The organism is Streptomyces sp. MNU89 (genome assembly GCF_020982505.1).
GTDB lineage: Bacteria > Actinomycetota > Actinomycetes > Streptomycetales > Streptomycetaceae > Streptomyces > Streptomyces xinghaiensis.
In genome coordinates, this window is record NZ_JAJKLL010000001.1 from 348,667 (window position 1) to 367,675 (window position 19,009).

Genomic DNA, 19,009 nt, shown 5'->3' on the forward strand with positions numbered 1-19,009 from the left:
CGATGAGAGTCATGGCACAGGTCGCCATGGTGATGAACCTCGACAAGTGCATTGGTTGCCACACCTGTTCGGTGACCTGCAAGCAGACCTGGTCCAACCGGCCCGGGGTCGAGTACGCCTGGTTCAACAACGTCGAGACGAAACCCGGTGTGGGCTACCCGCGCGGCTACGAGGACCAGGAGCACTGGAAGGGCGGCTGGATGCTGGACCGCCGCGGCCGGCTGGTGCTGCGGTCCGGCGGCCGGGTGAAGCGGCTGCTGTCGCTCTTCTCCAACCCCGACCTGCCGTCGATCGACGACTACTACGAGCCGGTCACCTACGAGTACGACACCCTGGTCGACGCCCCCGTGGGCACCCATGTGCCGGTGGCCCGCCCGCGCTCCGTGCTGACCGGCGAGCCCACCGCGATCACCTGGGGCCCCAACTGGGAGGACGGGCTCGGCGGCGCCGGGGAGACCGCCGGGGCCGACCCGAACCTCCGCGGCTCGCTCGCCGAGAAGGTGAAGTTCGAGTTCGAGCAGACCTTCATGTTCCACCTCCCCCGGCTGTGCGAGCACTGCCTCAACCCGGCCTGTGTCTCCGCCTGCCCGTCGGGCGCGATGTACAAGCGGGAGGAGGACGGCATCGTCCTGGTGGACCAGGACCGCTGCCGCGGCTGGCGGATGTGCGTCACGGCCTGCCCGTACAAGAAGGTCTACGTCAACCACGCCACCGGCAAGGCGGAGAAGTGCACCTTCTGCTTCCCGCGCATCGAGGCGGGCCAGCCGACCGTGTGCTCCGAGACCTGCGTGGGCCGGCTGCGCTACCTCGGCCTGGTCCTCTACGACGCCGACCGGGTCGGCGAGGCCGCGGCCGTCCAGGACGAGCACGACCTGCTGGACGCGCAGCGCAACGTCTTCCTCGACCCGTCCGACCCGGAGGTGATCGCGGCGGCCCGCCGCGACGGCATCGCCGAGGACTGGCTGGAGGCGGCCCGCCGCTCCCCCGTGTACGCGCTGATCTCCCGGTTCAAGGTGGCGCTGCCGCTCCACCCGGAGTACCGCACGCTGCCGATGGTCTGGTACGTGCCGCCGCTCTCCCCCGTGCTCGACGCGGTGGGCGAGGCGGGCGGCAACGCCGACGACCCCGATCACGTGTTCGCCGCCGTGACCCGGCTGCGGATCCCGCTGGAGTACCTGGCGAACCTGTTCAGCGCGGGTGACACCGATGTGGTCGCCGGGGTGCTGATGAAGCTGACCGCGCTCCGCAGCCACATGCGCGCCGTCAACCTCGGCGAGAACGGCGAGGAGGCCGCCCTGGCGGCGGTGGGGCTCGACTCCGTCGAGGCGGAGGACCTGCACCGGCTGCTGGCGATCGCCAAGTACGAGGACCGCTACGTCATCCCCGCGGCGCACAAGGAGGACGCCGCCGCGCTCAGCGCGATGGAGAACCGCTGCCCGGTGGAGAGCTCCGGCGACGAGCCGGCCGCGAGCGGCAAGGTGATGCTGGGCCTGCCCAGGATCCGGCGCCGGGACGCCGCCCCGGAGACCGGCGGACTGGCGGGAGGAGTGTCGTGAGTCCCCTGAACCCGCTGCAAGCGGTCCGCACCCGGATCCGCCCCGCCGCCCGGCGGCCCGCGGATCTCACCCCGGAGGAGCGGGAGACCCGCTGTCTGCTGCTCCGCCTCTGCTCGCTCCTGCTGCAGTACCCGGACGACGAACTGGCCGCCGCCCGGGCCGTGCTCGACAGCTCCGTACGGGCGCTGCCGGACTCCCCGGCGGCCGCCGAGCTGGCGGAGTTCGCCGGCTGGTTCACGGCCACCGGCCCGGACGACCTGCGGCGCCACTACGTCGAGGTGTTCGACCTGCGGCGCAAGAGCAGCCTCTACCTCACCTACTACCTGCACGGCGACACCCGGCGGCGCGGCATGGCACTGCTGACGCTCGCCCAGTGCTACCGCGCCACCGGCTGGGAGAGCGGCAGCGGGGAACTCCCCGACCACCTGCCGGTGGTCCTGGAGTACGCCGCCCTGACCGGCACGGCCGCCGGTGAGGCGCCGCTGCGGCGGCACCGGCGCGGCCTGGAGCTGATCCGCCGCTCCCTGGGCGCGGCGGACTCCCCGTACGAGCACGTCCTGGCCGCGCTGCTGGCGCTGCTGCCGCCGGCGACCGACGCGGATCTGCGGGCCGTGGCCGAGCTGGCCGCGGCCGGTCCGCCCGCGGAGGACGTGGGCCTGGATCCGTTCGACGGCGGCGTGTTCGCGCCGCCCGGCACCTTCGTTCCCCCGGCGCCGGAGCCGCCCACCCGGGTGCCCGCTCCCGGCCCGGCCGCCGTTCCCTCCGCCGACCCGACCACCAGGGAGAACCTCCGATGACCGTTGCCGGCGGCCAACTCGCCGCTGCCACCACGGCAGGTGACCTCCTGCTGTGGGTGGCCCTCCCCTACGCCGCGCTCGCCGTCTGCCTGGTGGGCCACGTCTGGCGCTACCGCAGGGACCAGTTCGGCTGGACCAGCCGCACCACGCAACTGCTGGAGCACCGCTGGCTGCGCTGGGGCGGCCCGCTGTTCCACCTGGGCGCCTTCGCCGTGATCGGCGGTCATGCCGTCGGTCTGCTGATCCCGGCCTCCTGGACCGAGGCGGTCGGGATCACCGAGCACATGTACCACGTGACGGCCGTGTGGCTGGGCACGGTCGCCGGGATCGCCATGGTGGCCGGGCTGGGGATGCTCAGCGCCCGCCGGCTGCTCTCCCACCGGGTCCGCACCACCACCGACCGGTCCGACAAGGTGCTCTTCCCGGTGCTCGCCGCGACGGTGCTGCTGGGCATCGCGGCGACGGGCGCGCACAACGTCTTCGGCGGCGGCTACGACTACCGCACCACCATCTCGCCCTGGTTCCGCGGGCTGTTCACTCTGCAGCCGCTGCCGGAGGCGATGACCGGGGCGCCGCTGCTGTTCCAGCTGCACGCCCTGTCGGCGCTGCTGCTCTTCGCCGTCTGGCCGTTCACCCGGCTGGTGCACGTGTGGAGCGCGCCCGTCGCGTACCTGTCCCGGCCGTACCTGGTGTACCGGCACCGCGCTCCGGTGGCGCCGGCCGGCCGGCGCGGGACCCCGGCGGGGAACTCCCGGGAGCGGCAGGGGCCCGGCGATGAGCGCCCGGCCCTCCCCACCGCGGACTCCGCCCCGGAGCCCGCCACCGGCCGCCCGCGCCGATGCCCGCCCCGAGGGGGACGGCATCGGCGCGGGCCGTCTCACGGCCGTCGTCATCACCGTGGCGGGCGCCCTCGGGTGGCTCGCCTCGTTCGGCCTGGCCCGGGACTCCTGGGCGCTGCTGGAGGACCCGGACTACGCGCCGGCCTGCGACATCAGCCCCGTCATCGGCTGCGGTGACATCGCGCGGACCTGGCAGTCGGAGGCCTTCGGCGGCGTCCCCAACATGCTGTGGGGCCTGGGCGTCTTCGCCGTCGTGGGCGCGCTCGGCCTGGCCCTGCTGGCCGGGGCGCGGTTCCGCCGGTGGCTGTGGCTGCTCCTCGGCGGCGGGGCCCTGCTCGGGGTGGTCTTCGCGCACTGGCTGATCCACCAGTCGCTCTACGTCCTCGGCGAGCTGTGCCCGTACTGCATGCTGATCTGGGTGGTCACCATCGCCCTCTTCTGGACACTGCTGACGGACGGCCTGCGCAACGGGGTGCTCCCGGTGCCGGAGCGCCGCCGGAAGGCGGCCGAGGCGGTGCTTGACGTGCGCTGGCTGCTGCTCTTCGGCTGGTACGCGGTGATCGCCGTGCTCATCCTGACCCGCTTCTGGTCGTACTGGACGAGCCTCGTCTGAGCCGCGCCGGCCGGCCGTCCACGGGCGCTTCCCGTGGGCGGCCGGCGCCCGCGTGCCCCGGACCGGCGGCCCACACGGCTGCGCCCCGCCCACCGCCTGATCGCGGGGGACGGGGCGCCGGTGTTCGCCGGTGCGCGTCCGGGGAGGGGAACGCCCCCGGGCGGAGCCGGTCAGGCGGTGGCGTCCGCCAGCCACAGGTCCGGGCCGAAGACCTCGTACTTGACGTCACGGGCGGGGACGCCCGCCCGCAGGAGGTCCGTCCGGGTGCCGCGCATGAATTCCAGCGGGCCGCACAGGTACGCCTGGGCGTCGGCGGGGACCTCCACCCCGGAGAGGTCCATCAGGCCGGTGCGGTCGCCGGACTCCTCGGCACCGTTCTCGTACCAGAAGAGGGCGCGGGTCGCGGGCAGCTTCGCGGCCAGCTCCAGGGTCTCGCCGCGCAGGGCGTGGTCGGCGGGCGAGCGGTCGGCGTGCAGGACGAGCACCTCCCGCTCGGGCGTGGTGGAGGCGACGTGCGCCAGCATGGCCGCCATGGGGGTCACGCCGACGCCCGCGGAGGCCAGGACCAGCGGCCGGTCGGAGTCCTCCAGGACGATGTCGCCGAACGGCGGGGAGAGCTCCAGCTCGTCGCCGACGCGGACGGTGGCGTGGAGCAGGTTCGACATCTCGCCGCCGGGGACGCCCTCGCCGTCGACCCGCTTCACGGTGATGCGCCGCTCGTCCTCGCCCGGGGCGGAGGAGAGGGTGTACTGCCGGAGCTGCCGCACGCCGTCGGGCATGACCTTGCTGACGCTCACGTACTGCCCGGCGCGGGCCTCGGGAGCGGGGCCCCCGTCGGCCGGGCGGAGCACGAAGGACACCGTGTCGGCGGTCTCCTCGCGGCGGTCGGTGACCCGCCACGTCCGCCAGTTCTGCCCGGGCCGGACGCCCGCGGCCTGGTAGAGCCGCGCCTCCTGGGCGATGAGGGCGCCGGCCATCAGCCAGTAGACCTCGTCCCAGGCGGCGGCCACCTCGGGCGTCACGGCGTCCCCGAGGACGTGGGCGATCGCGCCGAAGAGGTACTTGTGGACGATCACGTACTGGTCGTCGGTGATGCCGACGGAGACGTGCTTGTGGGCGATCCGGTCCAGCAGGGCGTCCGGCCGGCTGTCCGGGTTCTCCAGGAGCCAGGTCGCGAAGGACGCGATGGAACCGGCCAGCGCCTGCCGCTGGACACCGCTGGCCTGGTTGCCCCGGTTGAACAGCCCGTCGAGGAGGTCGGGGCGCTCGGAGAACATCGTGCCGTAGAAGCGGGTGGTGATCTGGTCCAGCGCCCCGCCGACGGCGGGCAGGGTGGTGCGGACGAGCTCGGCGGACTCGGCGGACAGCACGGCAGCTCCCAGGGGGTGAGGGGAAGGGATTTCCGGCCTCCCGTTCGGGCGGCTCATCCGTGTATAGCAGCCGAAATACGAGGTCAGGGGGGTGATGGGACCTCTGCGGGACATCTGGGGACGGAGGGCCCGCACACCCGGGCCCAAGGTCCCGGGCACCCCCGGGCACACCAGGGCCGGACGGCACCCAAGGGGGTCGCCGTCCGGCCCTCGCACACCGGTTACGGGATGGTCCAGAGCCCGGCCGCGGACGTCGCGTCGCGGGGCTCGGGCGGGGCGATCAGGTCGGCGTGGCTGCCGAGAGCGCGCCCGGTGACCAGTTCGGGTTCGATGAGGATGTAGACGCCGTCGGCGACCGGTCCCCAGGAGTCGGGGCCGACCACCTCCAGCCTCCGGTGCTCCTCGGGATCCGTCACGACATGGGCGATCCCGGTGACGATCACGCTCCAGCCGCTCGACGTGGCCGCGTCGATCTGGTCCGCCTCGAACGCGACCACGGCGCCGTTCACCGATCCCGCCAGCCGGGAGCCGGTCGAGGTGCGGATGATCACCGAGTAGTCGCTGTCGAGGGAGAAGTTGACCGGCAGCACGGCGGGCAGCGCCTCGCTGGTGTAGACGATCCGTCCGATCGGAACGGTGGCCAGCCGCCGCAGACACTCCTGCCGGTCGAGTTGGTGAAAGCCGTTGTCTGGGTGCATCTGTCCATCCTTGGTACGGCGCAGCGGTCCGCGCCGGGGCAGCTGTGCCCCACGGGTGCCGGCGGGGCGTGGTTCCGGGGCGGGCGCCGGGGCCCCGGCCGCCCGGCCGGGGACGATGCCCGCCCCAGCGGCCAAGGATCCACCGGCCGGGCGGCGGACGGCAGGGGCCACAGGTCCCGATCTCCCGCCGGCTGGTCCCGGCCTTTCCGGCGGAAGGGACGGATCGGACCGGCCTCCGCGCCCTTCCCTCCGTCCTCCACCGGGTATCCGCCGGAAGAGGGCGCCACACACCGGATACGGCTACCCCCTCCCACCGGATACGGTGGGAGGTGCGCGGCGCGGGCCCGCGACCGGGCCCGGCCCCGCGTATCCGGGCGGGCCTCACCGCCGCCGCAGGTACGCAAGGCGCCACCCACCCCAGCGGGCGGCGCGGACAGAGGAGCGATGGATGGCGGAAAACGACCTGGCCACCGGAGACAGTCCGGTCAAGGTCTTCCTGCTCGACGACCACGAGGTCGTCCGGCGGGGGGTGCACGACCTGCTGGACGCCGAGCCGGACCTCACGGTGATCGGTGAGGCGGGCACCGTCGAGCAGGCACTCGTCCGGGTCCCCGCGCTGCGCCCCGATGTGGCGGTGCTGGACGTCCGGCTGCCCGACGGCGACGGGGTCAGCCTGTGTCGGGAGCTGCGTTCGCGGATGCCCGATCTGGCCTGCCTGATGCTCACCTCCTTCGACGACGAGGAGGCGCTGCTCGACGCGATCATGGCTGGGGCCGCCGGCTACGTGCTCAAGCAGATCTCGGGGACGGACCTGGTCGCGGCCGTGCGCACGGTCGCCTCCGGCCAGTCCATGCTGGACGCGAGCGCCACCACGCGGCTGATGGCCCGCCTCCGCTCCGACGAGGAGAAGGAGCCGGAGCCGGACGCCCTGCCGGGGCTGACCGCCCGCGAGCGGGAGATCCTGACCCTGATCGGTGAGGGCCTCACCAACCGCCAGATCGGCCAGCGGCTCTACCTGGCGGAGAAGACGGTGAAGAACCACATCTCGCGGCTGCTGGCCAAGCTGGGCGTGGAGCGGCGCGTGCAGGCCGCGATCATCGCCACCCAGGCGGAGGCCCGGGAACCGCACCCGCCGGTGCGCGGCCGCACCCACGGCTGACCCGGGAACGCGGGACGCCGGGGGCGGGGCGGGCCGGACGGGCCCGTCCCGCCCCTTCGTCCGTCACGGGCGCCGTCCCGTCGCCCGCGCGGAGCCGCGGGACCACAGGCCCGGCGGAGGGCCCCGGGCGGCCCTACCCGGCCGGACGCCGCCGCACCGAGGCTGGAGGAACGCCGCCGACCGCCGACGTTCCCGGAGGACGCCATGCGCGACATCGCTCCCCAGCCCCTGTCCGACGACGAATTACAGGCCCTGGACGCCCATTGGCGTGCCGCGAACTACCTGGCGGCCGGGCAGATCCATCTGCTCGCCAACCCGCTGCCGGACGGCTCCCTCGGCCCCGGGCACATCAAGCCGCGGCTGCTCGGCCACTGGGGCACCACCCCCGGGCTGAACCTCGTCCACACCCACCTGAACCGGGTGATCAAGGCGCGGGACCTGGACGCCCTCTGCATCTGGGGGCCGGGCCACGGCGGGCCCGCCGTGCTGGCCAACTCCTGGCTGGAGGGCACCTACTCCGAGACGTACCCGGATGTGAGCCGGGACGCGGAGGGCATGGCGCGGCTCTTCCGGCAGTTCTCGTTCCCCGGCGGGGTGCCGAGCCATGTGGCGCCGGAGACCCCGGGCTCCGTCCACGAGGGCGGTGAACTGGGCTACTCCCTCGCACACGCGTACGGGGCGGCGTTCGACAATCCGGATCTGCTGGTGGCGTGCGTCATCGGGGACGGGGAGGCGGAGACCGGGCCGCTCGCCGCCTCCTGGCACTCGAACAAGTTCCTCGACCCGGTCCGCGACGGTGCCGTGCTGCCGATCCTCCACCTCAACGGCTACAAGATCGCCAACCCGGCCGTCCTCGCCCGTATCCCCGAACAGGAACTCGACGAACTGCTGCGCGGCTACGGCCACGAGCCGATCCACGTCACCGGCGAGTGCCCCACCACCGTCCACCGCTCCATGGCCCTGGCGATGGACACCGCTCTCGACCGGATCTCCCTGATCCAGCGGACGGCCCGGGAGGAGGGCGTCACCGAACGCCCCCGCTGGCCCGTCATCGTGCTCCGCACCCCCAAGGGATGGACCGGTCCCGCCGAGGTGGGCGGCCTCCCGGTGGAGGGCACCTGGCGCTCCCACCAGATCCCGCTGCCGGAGGTCCACGACGATCCGGAGCAGCTCCGGCAGCTGGAGACCTGGCTGCGCTCGTACCGTCCCAGGGAGCTGTTCGACGAACGGGGCCGGCCCACCGCCCAGGTGCTCGCCTGCGTCCCCGAGGGCGCCCGGCGCCTGGGCGCCACCCCGCACGCCAACGGCGGTCTGCTGCTGCGCGACCTGCCGATCCCGGCCCTGGAGGGGCACGCCGTCCCCGTCGACAAGCCGGGCACGACCCTGCACCAGCCCACCCGCGTCCTCGGCGGCCTGCTCGAAGAGATCATGGAGGCGACCACCGGCCGCCGCGACTTCCGCGTCGTCGGCCCGGACGAGACCGCCTCCAACCGGCTCCAGGACCTCTACCGGGCCACCGGCAAGGCCTGGCAGGCGGAGGTCCTCTCCACCGACGAGCATCTGGAGCGGCACGGCCGGGTCATGGAGATCCTCTCCGAACACACCTGCCAGGGCTGGCTCGAGGGCTATCTGCTCACCGGCCGCCACGGCCTGTTCTCCTGCTACGAGGCGTTCGTCCACATCATCGACTCGATGGTGAACCAGCACATCAAGTGGCTGCGCGTCACCCGCCGGCTCCCCTGGCGCCGCCCCATCGCCTCCCTCAACTACCTGCTCACCTCGCACGTCTGGCGGCAGGACCACAACGGCTTCTCGCACCAGGACCCGGGCTTCGTCGACCACGTCCTCAACAAGGCGCCCGAGGTCGTCCGGGTGTACCTCCCGCCGGACGCCAACACCCTGCTCACCGTGGCCGACCACGCCCTCCGCAGCCGCGACTACGTCAATGTGATCGTCGCCGGGAAGCAGCCCTGCTTCGACTGGCTGAGCCTGGACGCGGCCCGCGCCCACTGCGCCCGCGGCGCCGGGATCTGGGACTGGGCGGGCACCGAGGACGGAAGCCGCGAGCCGGACGTGGTGCTGGCCTGCGCGGGGGACGTGCCCACGCAGGAGGTGCTGGCCGCCGCCTCGCTGCTCCGCACCCATCTGCCGGAGCTGTCGGTGCGGGTCGTCAACGTGGTGGACCTGGCCCGGCTGCTGCCCGGCGAGGAGCATCCGCACGGGATGCCCGACGCGGAGTACGACGCGCTGTTCACCCGCGACAAGCCGGTGATCTTCGCCTACCACGGCTACCCCTGGCTGATCCACCGTCTCGCCTACCGGCGGGCCGGCCACCGGAATCTGCACGTCCGCGGCTACAAGGAGATCGGGACCACGACCACGCCGTTCGACATGGTCGTCGGCAACGATCTGGACCGCTACCGCCTGGTGATGGACGTCATCGACAGGGTGCCGGGGCTGGCCGTACGGGCCGCCTCCGTGCGGCAGCTGATGGAGGACGTCCGGCTGCGCCACCACAGCTGGATCCGCGAACACGGCACCGACCTCCCGGAGGTCGCCGGCTGGACCTGGACCGGCTGACCGGCCGGGCGGACGGGCCGCCGGGCGCGCGACGGCGCCTCGACCACCCGGTCCGGGGGAGGCGGCCTCCGCCCCCGGACCGGGTCACCGCCTCGCGGGACGGGCCCGGTGGCGGGCGGCCCTTTCCCGGCCCGCGCGGGGAGGGGCCGAGGGGTGCGCCCGCACCACGGCCACCGCCACCGGCCATCGCCGCGCGGCCACCGCCGCCACGGCCTCCGGCGACGCCCGGCTCCGGCGTACGGGCGGGGGCCGGGCCGGTGGCCGCCGGTGTCAGGCCTCCGGCACCAGGGCGACCGGGCAGCGGGCGTGGTGGGCCACCGCGTGCGGGACACCGCCCAGGGCCGTCCCCGGCCCGCCGCCGCGTCCGGCGACCACCAGCCCGGCCCCCGCCGAGGTCTTCACCAGGGCCTCGGCCGGCGAGAACAGCCGTACGTCCGGGAGGACCGAGACCGTGGGGTACTCCTCCCGCCAGCCGTGCAGCGCGTCGTCGAGCAGCTGCACCTCCTGGTCCTCCCAGGCGCCGCGTTCCTCCTCCAGTACCTCGTACGGGGCCCATGGCGCGGCGTACGGGGCCGGCAGGCACCAGGCGTGCACGGCGCGCAGCCGGGCGCCGCGCCGGCGTGCCGTCTCGAAGGCGAAGCGCAGGGCGGCGCGGGCGGGGCGGCGGGCGTCGATACCGAGGACGACCTCGGGTTCCTTCTCCTCCCCGGTCCGGGCCGCGGGGACGAGCACCACCGGGCAGGGCGCCCGGCCGGCCAGCTCCAGGGCCACCGATCCGAGGGCCAGCCCCTCGAAGCCGCCCAGTCCGCGGGTCCCCAGCACCAGCAGCCCGGCGGAACCGCAGGCGGCGGCCAGCGCGGCGGCGGGGACACCGGTGGCCTGTTCGCCCACGACGTCCAGGCCCGGACGGCGCCGGGTGATCTCCGTGACCGCTCCCCGCACCATGCGTTCCGCGCCCAGCCGCCAGGTCTCCGTCCCCCGCGCCGGCCGTTCGGCCGGTTCCGGGAGTGCCACATGGACGAGGCGGAGCGCGGTCCCCCGCGCCTCCGCCTCCGCCGCGGCCCACTCGGCCGCCGCCAGGCCAGGCCGGGAACCGTCGATTCCGGCCACCACATGACGGTCCATCATGTCCTGCCCCTCCCTCGCGCGCGTCTGTCCCTTCCGGCCACCCTGCCACCCCCGCCCCGGCCACCCCAGAGGGCCGCGGCGCGGCAGGCGGCATTCCGGCCACGGGAACGGCGCGGCGGGTCAGGGCTGAACGGGGCCCGCCGGGTGCGACGCGGCCGGGGCGCCGCGCGGCGCCCCGGCCGTCCCGCCTCGGCCCTCCCGCTCCGCCCGGCCAGGTCGCGCCGCGGCGGCTCAGCCCTCCGGACCGGTGACCGCCCGGTTGAGCTCGCACTCGACCCCGACGACGCCCTCCACCGCGCGGGCGAGCCGCGCGGCCACCGGCACCAGCGAGGGGTCCCGGATCCTTCCGCTGAGGGTGACCACGCCGTCCTTCACCGAGACCCGCACCGGTGCGGCGGGGTCCGGGAAGAGGTAGGAGGTGACGGTGCGCCGCACCTCCTCCGCGATCTCCTCGTCCTTCCGCAGGAAGACCTTCAGCAGGTCGGCCCGGCTCACCAGGCCCTGCAGCCGCCCGTCGGCGTCCACCACGGGCAGCCGCTTGACGTGCTCGACCGCCATGAGGCGCGCGGCCTCGGAGAGCGTCGCGTCGGCCCGTACGGTGACCGGCGGCGCGCTCATCAGCTCCTCGGCCGTGGTCGCGCCGGCCTTGGCGAGGTCGGGCAGGCGCAGCATCTGCTCCCGGCGGCTGGGATCGCTGTCCCGGAACTCCTCCTTGGGCAGCAGGTCCGCCTCCGAGACCACCCCGACGACCCGCGACTCGCCCGCGAGCACCGGCATGGCGCTGACCTTCCACTCCGTCAGCATCCGGACGATCTCCTTGAAGGAGGCGCCGCGGCCGATGGCGACGACCGTCTGTGTCATCACATCGCTCACGATGTGCGGGGTCTCGGTGGGCATGGTCCTCTCCTCTGCGGGGAAGCGCGTGCGGGTGGCGGCCGGGGCGCCGTCAGCTCCGGTTGATGACGACCTTCAGGGCTCCGGTCTCCGCCGCGCGGGAGAAGACGTCGTACGCCTCCTCCATGGCATCGAGCGCGAAGGTGTGGGTGGTCAGTTCGGCGGCGGGCAGCCGTCCGGCGGCCAGCATCCGCAGCAGCGCCGGGGTGGACGAGGTGTCGACCAGACCCGTGGTGATGGTCAGGTTCTTGATCCACAGGTCTTCCAGGTGCAGGGCGGCCGGCTTGCCGTGCACACCGATGTTGGCGACGTGTCCGCCGGGGCGGACGATCCGGGTGCAGAGCTCGAAGCTCTGCGGCACGCCGACCGCCTCCATGACGACATCCGCGCCCAGTCCGCCGGTGATCCCGCGGACCAAGCCCTCGACGTCCTCCTCGGCCTGGACGACGTCGTCGGCGCCGAGCCGCTTGGCCGCGTCCAGCCGGGACCGGGCGAGGTCGACGGCGACGATCCGGCCGGGCGAGTACAGCCGCGCCGTGGCGACGGCCGCCAGGCCGATCGGTCCGGCGCCGACGATCACCACGGTGTCGCCGGGGGTCACCCGCCCGTTGAGCACGCCGACCTCGTAGGCGGTGGGCAGGATGTCGGAGAGCAGGATCGCCTGCTCGGAGGGCACCTCGTCCGGCAGTTCGTGCAGGGACAGGTCCGCGAACGGCACCCGCACGTACTCGGCCTGGGTCCCGTCGACCAGGTGGCCGAGGATCCAGCCGCCGCCGCTCAGGCACTGCCCGTAGGCGCCCTCGCGGCAGTAGCGGCAGCGGCCGCAGCCGGAGATGCAGGACACCAGGACCCGGTCGCCCACCCGGAAGGCGCCGACCGCGTCCCCGGTCTCGGTGATCACGCCGACGGCCTCGTGGCCGAGGACCGTGCCCGGCCGGACCTCCGGGACGTCACCCTTCAGGATGTGCAGGTCGGTTCCGCAGATGGTCGTGGTGTCGACCCGCACGATCGCGTCGGTGGGCTGCTGGATGGCGGGGTCGGGGACGGTGTCCCAGGAGGACTGACCGGGACCGTGGAAGACGAGTGCTCGCATGATGTTTCCTCCGTCGTCGTGAGTCCAGCATCCGGTGCCCGCGAAGGCGCCGCCCAGTGCCGAGCGGTGCATGCCCGGGACCGATGGTCCCGGGCCGCGCACCCGCCCCCACCGGCTTGGAGCGGCCCGTCCGATGACGGGGCGTCAGCCGCTCGGCACCGGGGAGGGCCGGGACACGGGGCCGCGTGCTTTCAGTCGTGCGGGACGACGGCGACGGGGGCCGCGGAGTGGTGCAGCACCGCGTGCGCCACGGACCCGATGTGGGTGCCCAGCGGTGAGCGCCGTATCCGCCGGCCCACGACGACCAGCGAGGCCTCGGCCGACGCTTCCGTCAGATGGTGGGCGGCGGCGCCGACACCCGTCTGCTCGGCGACCTCGACCTGCGGGAAATCGGCCCGCCAGCGGGCCAGGGCCGCGGTCAGCGCCCGCTCCTCGTACCGGGAGAAGTCCGCCGCGCTGGGCACGATGTCCGCCGTGGTCGGCGGGTAGGCGCCGGCGGACGGCCGGCTTCCCCAGGTCTCGGCGGGCGGCAGCCGGTAGCTGTGCACCACGCGGAGCCGGGCGGAGCGCCGGCCGGCGGCCTCGAAGGCGAAACGGATCACCTCGGCACTGGGCTGGGTGAGGTCCAGACCGAGGACCACGTCACGGTACGGGGGCGCGGTCGCGGATTCCCCGCCCCCGCCGACACGGTGGCCGTCCCCTCCACCGTCCCGGCCCGTACGAGCACGGTGGGCCGGGTCGCGTGCGCCACGGTGGCCATGGCGACGGAGCCGACCAGGAAACCGGCGACGCCGCCGAGTCCCCGCGAGCCCAGGACCAGCAGCTCTCCCGTGCGCGCGATGCCCTGCAGCACCTCCGCGGGCGGCCCGGTGACCTCGTCGGCGGTGATCTCCAGCTCGGGGTGGCGCTCCCGGAGCGCGGCGACCGCCTCGTCCGGGATGCCGCCCGCCCACTCGTGCTGGGTCTCGACGCCGACGAAGGGCGCCTGGACGAGGTGGGGCTCCTTCTCCCGGGCGTGGACCAGCCGCAGCGGCACACCGCGGAGCAGCGCCTCGCGGGCCGCCCACTCGGCGGCGGCGGCGCTTTCGGGGGAGCCGTCGAGACCCGCGGTGACGGTGCCGTTCATGGGTGAACCTCCGGAAGGTGAGCGGTGCGGCCCGCGGAGCCGGGGCGGCCGCCCGCGGCACGCCCGGCCGTCCGGGCTGCCCACCGGCCCGGACGGCTGAGCGGCGTGCCCGGGGCAGCCGTGTCCGTTCCCGCGAGTCCCCCGATCCGGCCGGAGTAACCGGCCCCGGCCGGGGATCACACCTCCGGCCGGTCGCCGCCCCGGGAGCCGGTGGAGACGGCGGACCGGGAGAGCCGGGACGCGGACGCGGCGGGTGGCCACGACTCAGGGGAGCCGGGGCGCCCCTCGGGGTACGCTCCCCCGGACGGCGGGCTTCCGCCGTTTCGGCGGGGCGGCGGGCGGATACCGGGACACCGGCCGCCGACCGGGCCCTCCGGCTGTACAGCGGGACCAGAGTCCCTGTTCAGACCCCTCCCGCCGGCCGGAAACTGATCACACGGAGCCGGGACCGCCCGGATCCGTCGGCGCACGCGGCGCCGTCCACGCGATTTTCTGGAGGAGTCGGCATGAACCACCCTGTCACGGTCGGACTCGACGGTTCGCCCGAGAGCCTCGCCTCTGCCGAATGGGCCGCCGGGGAAGCCCTCCGCCGGAAGCTGCCGCTGCGGCTGGTTCACGTCCGCCCGCCGGCGCCGCCGACCCCGCCGGGCGGTGTGGACATCCACCACTGGGAGGAGAAGCTCCTCCGGGAGAACCGCGAGGCCCTGGAGCAGCGCCACCCCGGCCTGTCGGTGACGACCGGCCACATCACCGACCAGGACCCGGTGCACGCCCTGCTGGACGCCTGCGACGAGGCGGACCTGCTGGTCCTGGGGTCCCGAGGACTGAGCGGTATGGCCGGTTTCCTCCTCGGTTCCGTCGCCATGGCCACGGTCGCGCGGGCCGCGAAGCCCGTGGTGCTGGTGCGGGCGGCCACCGCCGGCGCCGGTGCCCCGGGTGCGACCACGCCGGCGGCCGGGGGCCGCGAGGTGGTGCTGGGCTGGGACGTCCGGCATCCGAACGACGCCCTGGTGGAGTTCGCGTTCGACGCCGCCGAGCGGCGCGGTGTTCCGCTGCGCGTGGTGAGCGCCTGGGCCCCGGCCCCCGCCCTCCGCTACGAGCCGACGGCGGCGGCCGGGGGGAACCTGGAGCCCAGCACCGAGGAGCTGGCCCGGGAACGGGCCGAGACGCTAGAGGGTCTGCTGCGGCCGTGGCGGGAGGCGCACCCCGGCGTCGAGGTGATCCCGCGCGTGCCGCTCGGAAGCGCCGGACGGGAGCTGATCGAGGCCGCCGAGGACGCGAGTCTGGTGGTCGTCGGCCGGCGGCGCACGTCCGGCCTGCACATCGGGCCGCGGCTCGGTTCGGTGGCGCACGCGGTGCTGCACCATGTGTCCGCTCCGGTCGCCGTGGTGCCGCACGACTGACGCCGGACCGGCCGGCCCCGGAACACCGGGCCCGCCGCCGTCCCCCCGTTCGGTGCGGGGAGACGGCGGCGGGCCCTGCCGTGTCCGCCGGCCCGTCCCGGGGCCGGCGCGGTCAGAGGGCCCGGAGCCCGGCGATCACATCGCGCAGGATGCTCTCGTCCGGCAGTTCCGCCGGGGGCACCGGGCGGGAGACCCGGACCAGGTCCTCGTCGATGAGATCACCGATGAGCACCCGTACGACCCCCACCGGCAGATCGAGGTCGGCCGAGAGTTCGGCCACGGACTGCGGGACGTCCCGGCACCGCTCGACGATGTCGATGTGCTCCGGGGAGAGCGTGTGGTCCACGGCCGAGTGGCCCGTGTAGAGATCGGTCGTCCCCCGGTCCTGGGCGACGACGACGGCGATCAGGTCGAGCTTGTCCTCCGCCGCGCTGCGGGTGCGTCCGCGCGTCATCGCGTACGGCCGCACGACCGGTCCGGCCTCGTCGTCGAACCAGTGCCCTTCCCCCTGGCCGTCTTCGCTCATGCCACCCCCCGTCACCCTCCGCCGGCCACGTCTTCGCGCGGGGCGGTACCGAGGTGCGCGCCCACCCGCTTGACCAGCAGAGTCATCTCGTATGCGATCTGGCCCACGTCGGAGTCCGCGTCCGCCAGCACGGCCAGGCAGCTGCCGTCGCCCGCGGCGGTGACGAAGAGGAACGCCTCGTCCAGCTCGACGACGGTCTGCCGGACCCGGCCCGCCTCGAAGTGCCGGCCCACGCCCCTGGCCAGGCTGTGGAACCCGGACGCGACGGCCGCCAGATGTTCGCCGTCCTCGCGGCTGAGGTCCTGGGAGGTACCGGTCGGCAGCCCGTCACGGGACAGCACCAGGGCCTTCCGGATGCTGCCGACGCGCTCCACCAGCTCGTCGAGGAGCCAGCTCAGCTCGCCCGCTCCGCCCCGTGCGGCGTTGCGTCCCATGGCCTGCGGTGAGGTCATCGACCGTTCCCCTCATGTGTCGTTCCTGGTGCTGTGTCCCCGGTGGTTCCGGTGTCGTCACCGTCGTGTGCCCGGCCGCGCTGCCAGCCGCGCTGGAGCGAGGCCATACGGGCCCGCACCTCCTCGGCGTCGCGGTCGGGCTCCGGGTCCGCTGTCTCCGGCGGCGGCTCGGACCGTGGTCCGTGCTCCGCCTTGAGCTGGGGGGCGAGGCTCGCCTGGCGGACGCGCTTGGGCAGTCCGCCCGGGCCGACGGGCCCGGCGCCGGGCCCGGTCTCGCCGTCGGGGGCGGGGTGCGGCGGGCGGCGTCGACGGGCGGCCGTGGTCGGAGACCAGGACCGGGGTGCCGCGGCGGGCCGCGGCGCGGAACGGGTGACCTCCGGTCCCGCCGTGTCGCCGTCGCGTGCCTGCTGGTGCTGCTCCGCGGCCGGCGCGGCGGGCGGACCGGGGCGGTCCCGCCGCGCGGAGCGGTCGGGGCGTTCGGTGCGCTCGTCCCGGTCGCCGTGCCAGCCGGTGCGCCGGCGGGCCCGGAAGAGCAGCCCCTCGTGGTCGACCTCGTCCTCGGGTGCGTCCGGCGCCTCCAGTTCGACGGGGCCGTCGAGGGCCGGCATACCGCGCCGCGAAGGGCCGCCCAGCGGGACGGGCACCTGGGCGAGGGCGGCGAGCTTGCCGCCCGGGGCCGCCGTCTCGGTGGTGTCCTCGGAGCGGTCCCGGCCCTCCGGCGCCTTCTCGGTGAGGAGGGCGGCGGGGATGAACACGACCGCCGTGGTGCCGCCGTACGGGGAGGTCTGGAGGGAGACCCGGACCCCCTGCCGCTGCGCGAGCCGGCTGACGACGAAGAGGCCGAGCCGGTCGGTGTCGGAGAGTTCGAACTCGGGGGTCTCGGCCAGCCGGAGGTTGGCGTCGAGCAGCGTCTCCGGTGTCATTCCCAGACCGCGGTCGTGGATCTCCAGGGTGAAGCCGTTGGCGACCCGCTCGCCGTGCACCTGCACGGCGGTGTGCGGGGGCGAGAACACCGTGGCGTTCTCCAGCAGTTCGGCGATCAGGTGCGTGAGGTCGGCGACGGCCGGCCCGGCGACCGCCAGCCGCGGCAGCCGGCGCACCTCGACGCGCTCGTAGTCCTCGACCTCGGCGACGGCGGCCCGGACCACGTCCATGAGCTGGATGGGCTTGCGCCACTGCCGGGCGGAGGCCGCGCCGGAGAGGATGACCAGGCCCTCCGCGTGGCGGCGCATGCGGGTGGTGAGGTGGTCGAGCTTGAACAGGTCGGCGAGCTCGTCGGCGTCCTGGGTCCGGCGCTCCATGGTGTCGAGCAGGCTGAGCTGCCGGTGGAGCAGCACCTGGCTGCGGCGGGCGAGGTTGACGAAGACCTCGGAGACGCCGCGGCGCATGTCGGACTGTTTGACGGCCGCCTCGACGGCGGCCCGCTGCAGGGTGTTGAGGGCCTGGCCGACCTGCCCGATCTCGTCCTGGCCGTACTCCAGCCGGGGCGCCTCGGCCTCGACGTCGACCTGTTCCCCGGCGGCGAGCCGGCGCATGACGGCCGGCAGCCGGACCCCGGACATCTCGTGGGCGTCCCTGCGGAGCCGGCTGAGGTCGCGGGCGAGGCTGCGGCCGATGCGGAACGAGATCGCGATGGAGGCGATCACCAGGAGGAAGCCGAGCACGGCCACCGCCGCCGCCTGCAGCAGAACGCGGGTGACGTGCGGCTCGACGCGCTCCTGGTAGCGGCCGATGGCCTCGATGCCCATCCGGTCGAGATCGGACAGGGCGGTCTCGGCGGCGGACTGCCACCGCTCGGCGTTGACGTCCTCCAGCCCCTCCGGGCCCTCGGAGATCAGCTTCTCCTCGGTGGCGCGCAGTTCGGAGGTCTCGGAGCCGGTCCAGAACTTCTCGTAGCGCTCCCGCTCGGCGGCGGGGAGCTGCGCCAGGTTGAGGCTGTAGAGGAGCCTCCGGTCGGCCACACGGTCGGCGAACTTCCGCAGGTCGCCCTCGGACAGGGTGCCCGCGGTGAGCGCGGCGGCGAGCAGCGAGTCCTCGCGGGCCAGGGCCTCGCGGGCGCGGATGGTGCCGATGTGGGCGCGCCCCTCCTGGTCGAGCTCCAGCTCGTCGAGGGCGTAGGCGTGCAGGGCGAGCAGCAGTTCGTGGCAGGGGTCGACGAGTTCGTTGTACGTGGTGAAGGCGTCGGCGGGGGCGAGGGTGCCCTCCTGGGCCTTGCGGCGGACGCTGTCGAGGCCCTCCAGCTCGTCCTCCAGGTCGTGCACACGGTCCCGGGCCCCGCCATCGCCGTCGATCTTCTCGTGGACGCCCTCAGCGGCCAGGGCGGTGCGGAAGGCGCCCAGCGCTTCGTCGGTGGCGCTCTCCGTGCGGTGCAGCTCGGCCAGGGTGTCGGCGCTGCGCGGGTCGGCGAGGTAGACCAGGGTCTGGCGGCGTTCCCGCTGCAGGGTCTGCGCGAGCTGCTCGGCGGGTATGCCGACGTTGTCGATGAGCGGGCTGATGTCGAGCAGCCGCTTGGCCTGGCCGCCGGTGAGCGCCGTGGCCAAGGCCCATGCGGACACGAGCGACACCAGCGGCACCAGCAGCAGCGCCACGATCTTCCTGCGGATCGACTTCCCGCGAAAGCGCATGGCCTCCCCCACTGTCAACCCCGGCTCGCCGGAGGTGGTGTTCCGTATTCCGTCTGCAAACGGCGTGAGCCTACTACTGCGAGGGTGGCAACTCGAAGACCAGTCCGGGTATCCGCGCATGTGCCGGTAAAGCCCCGACCCGGAGCTGTCG

General features: G+C 74.4%; 16 protein-coding genes and 1 pseudogene. 7 read left to right on the top strand and 10 right to left on the bottom strand.

Annotation, left to right across the window (positions count from 1 at the left end):
* The first annotated feature begins 2 nt into the window (after nucleotides 1–2).
* The 4 genes and pseudogenes from narH to E4N63_RS01615 all read left to right on the top strand — a co-directional run bounded on the left by narH (nucleotide 3) and on the right by E4N63_RS01615 (nucleotide 3,805).
* Nucleotides 3–1,556 carry a nitrate reductase subunit beta gene (gene narH / locus E4N63_RS01600; protein ID WP_125624575.1) on the top strand — a complete coding sequence of 518 codons (1,554 nt, stop codon included), beginning with the start codon at nucleotides 3–5 and terminating at the stop codon, nucleotides 1,554–1,556.
* Entirely contained in the window at nucleotides 1,553–2,353 is an 801-nt protein-coding gene (narJ, locus tag E4N63_RS01605) for a nitrate reductase molybdenum cofactor assembly chaperone (RefSeq protein WP_374112660.1), read from the top strand. The genes narH and narJ overlap by 4 nt, the downstream gene beginning before the upstream one ends.
* Nucleotides 2,350–3,084 (top strand): annotated as a pseudogene (gene narI, locus E4N63_RS01610) (respiratory nitrate reductase subunit gamma); the annotation flags it as partial. The gene narJ and the pseudogene narI, both read left to right, overlap by 4 nt.
* A 166-nt stretch (nucleotides 3,085–3,250) precedes the next feature.
* Nucleotides 3,251–3,805, top strand: coding sequence for a vitamin K epoxide reductase family protein (locus E4N63_RS01615; protein ID WP_230239697.1), 555 nt, complete (start codon nucleotides 3,251–3,253; stop codon nucleotides 3,803–3,805).
* Nucleotides 3,806–3,975: 170 nt separating this feature from the next.
* On the opposite strand, the gene E4N63_RS01620 is transcribed toward E4N63_RS01615, so the two are convergent.
* Together E4N63_RS01620 and E4N63_RS01625 are read right to left on the bottom strand one after the other, a co-directional pair.
* Nucleotides 3,976–5,175: a globin domain-containing protein gene (locus tag E4N63_RS01620; RefSeq protein WP_230239698.1), complete on the bottom strand. Its 1,200-nt coding sequence runs from the start codon at nucleotides 5,173–5,175 to the stop codon at nucleotides 3,976–3,978.
* A 221-nt stretch (nucleotides 5,176–5,396) separates the two neighbouring features.
* Nucleotides 5,397–5,873, bottom strand: a complete 477-nt coding sequence (locus E4N63_RS01625; protein WP_125624577.1) for a pyridoxamine 5'-phosphate oxidase family protein — start codon at nucleotides 5,871–5,873, stop codon at nucleotides 5,397–5,399.
* 448 nt (nucleotides 5,874–6,321) lie between these two features.
* Between E4N63_RS01625 and E4N63_RS01630 the strand changes: the two genes are divergently transcribed.
* On the top strand, nucleotides 6,322–7,032 hold the full coding sequence (locus tag E4N63_RS01630) for a response regulator transcription factor (protein WP_230239699.1): 711 nt from the start codon (nucleotides 6,322–6,324) through the stop codon (nucleotides 7,030–7,032).
* Between the two features lie 204 nt (nucleotides 7,033–7,236).
* Nucleotides 7,237–9,612, top strand: coding sequence for a phosphoketolase (locus E4N63_RS01635; RefSeq protein ID WP_230239700.1), 2,376 nt, complete (start codon nucleotides 7,237–7,239; stop codon nucleotides 9,610–9,612).
* A gap of 270 nt (nucleotides 9,613–9,882) precedes the next feature.
* Here the strand turns inward: E4N63_RS01635 and E4N63_RS01640 are convergent, their stop codons facing one another.
* The 5 genes from E4N63_RS01640 to E4N63_RS30890 form a co-directional block, all read right to left on the bottom strand.
* Nucleotides 9,883–10,740, bottom strand: coding sequence for a universal stress protein (locus E4N63_RS01640; protein ID WP_228430368.1), 858 nt, complete (start codon nucleotides 10,738–10,740; stop codon nucleotides 9,883–9,885).
* 231 nt (nucleotides 10,741–10,971) lie between these two features.
* Nucleotides 10,972–11,637 (bottom strand): CBS domain-containing protein, encoded by a 666-nt coding sequence (locus E4N63_RS01645; RefSeq protein ID WP_125623424.1) that lies wholly within the window; start codon nucleotides 11,635–11,637, stop codon nucleotides 10,972–10,974.
* Between the two features lie 49 nt (nucleotides 11,638–11,686).
* Entirely contained in the window at nucleotides 11,687–12,727 is a 1,041-nt protein-coding gene (locus E4N63_RS01650; RefSeq protein ID WP_125623425.1) for a zinc-dependent alcohol dehydrogenase family protein, read from the bottom strand.
* A gap of 191 nt (nucleotides 12,728–12,918) precedes the next feature.
* Nucleotides 12,919–13,368 (bottom strand): universal stress protein, encoded by a 450-nt coding sequence (locus tag E4N63_RS30885; RefSeq protein WP_308188624.1) that lies wholly within the window; start codon nucleotides 13,366–13,368, stop codon nucleotides 12,919–12,921.
* Entirely contained in the window at nucleotides 13,326–13,853 is a 528-nt protein-coding gene (locus E4N63_RS30890; RefSeq protein ID WP_308188625.1) for a universal stress protein, read from the bottom strand. The genes E4N63_RS30885 and E4N63_RS30890 overlap by 43 nt, the downstream gene beginning before the upstream one ends.
* A 506-nt stretch (nucleotides 13,854–14,359) precedes the next feature.
* Between E4N63_RS30890 and E4N63_RS01660 the strand changes: the two genes are divergently transcribed.
* On the top strand, nucleotides 14,360–15,256 hold the full coding sequence (locus E4N63_RS01660) for a universal stress protein (RefSeq protein WP_125623427.1): 897 nt from the start codon (nucleotides 14,360–14,362) through the stop codon (nucleotides 15,254–15,256).
* Between the two features lie 112 nt (nucleotides 15,257–15,368).
* Here the strand turns inward: E4N63_RS01660 and E4N63_RS01665 are convergent, their stop codons facing one another.
* From E4N63_RS01665 to E4N63_RS01675, 3 genes are read right to left on the bottom strand one after another with little or no spacing between them, the layout of a single operon-like run.
* Nucleotides 15,369–15,782: a DUF742 domain-containing protein gene (locus E4N63_RS01665; RefSeq protein WP_125623428.1), complete on the bottom strand. Its 414-nt coding sequence runs from the start codon at nucleotides 15,780–15,782 to the stop codon at nucleotides 15,369–15,371.
* Nucleotides 15,783–15,793: 11 nt separating this feature from the next.
* Nucleotides 15,794–16,234 carry a roadblock/LC7 domain-containing protein gene (locus tag E4N63_RS01670; protein WP_125623429.1) on the bottom strand — a complete coding sequence of 147 codons (441 nt, stop codon included), beginning with the start codon at nucleotides 16,232–16,234 and terminating at the stop codon, nucleotides 15,794–15,796.
* Nucleotides 16,231–18,858, bottom strand: coding sequence for a nitrate- and nitrite sensing domain-containing protein (locus E4N63_RS01675; RefSeq protein WP_230239701.1), 2,628 nt, complete (start codon nucleotides 18,856–18,858; stop codon nucleotides 16,231–16,233). The genes E4N63_RS01670 and E4N63_RS01675 overlap by 4 nt, the downstream gene beginning before the upstream one ends.
* Between the last annotated feature and the right edge of the window lie 151 nt (nucleotides 18,859–19,009).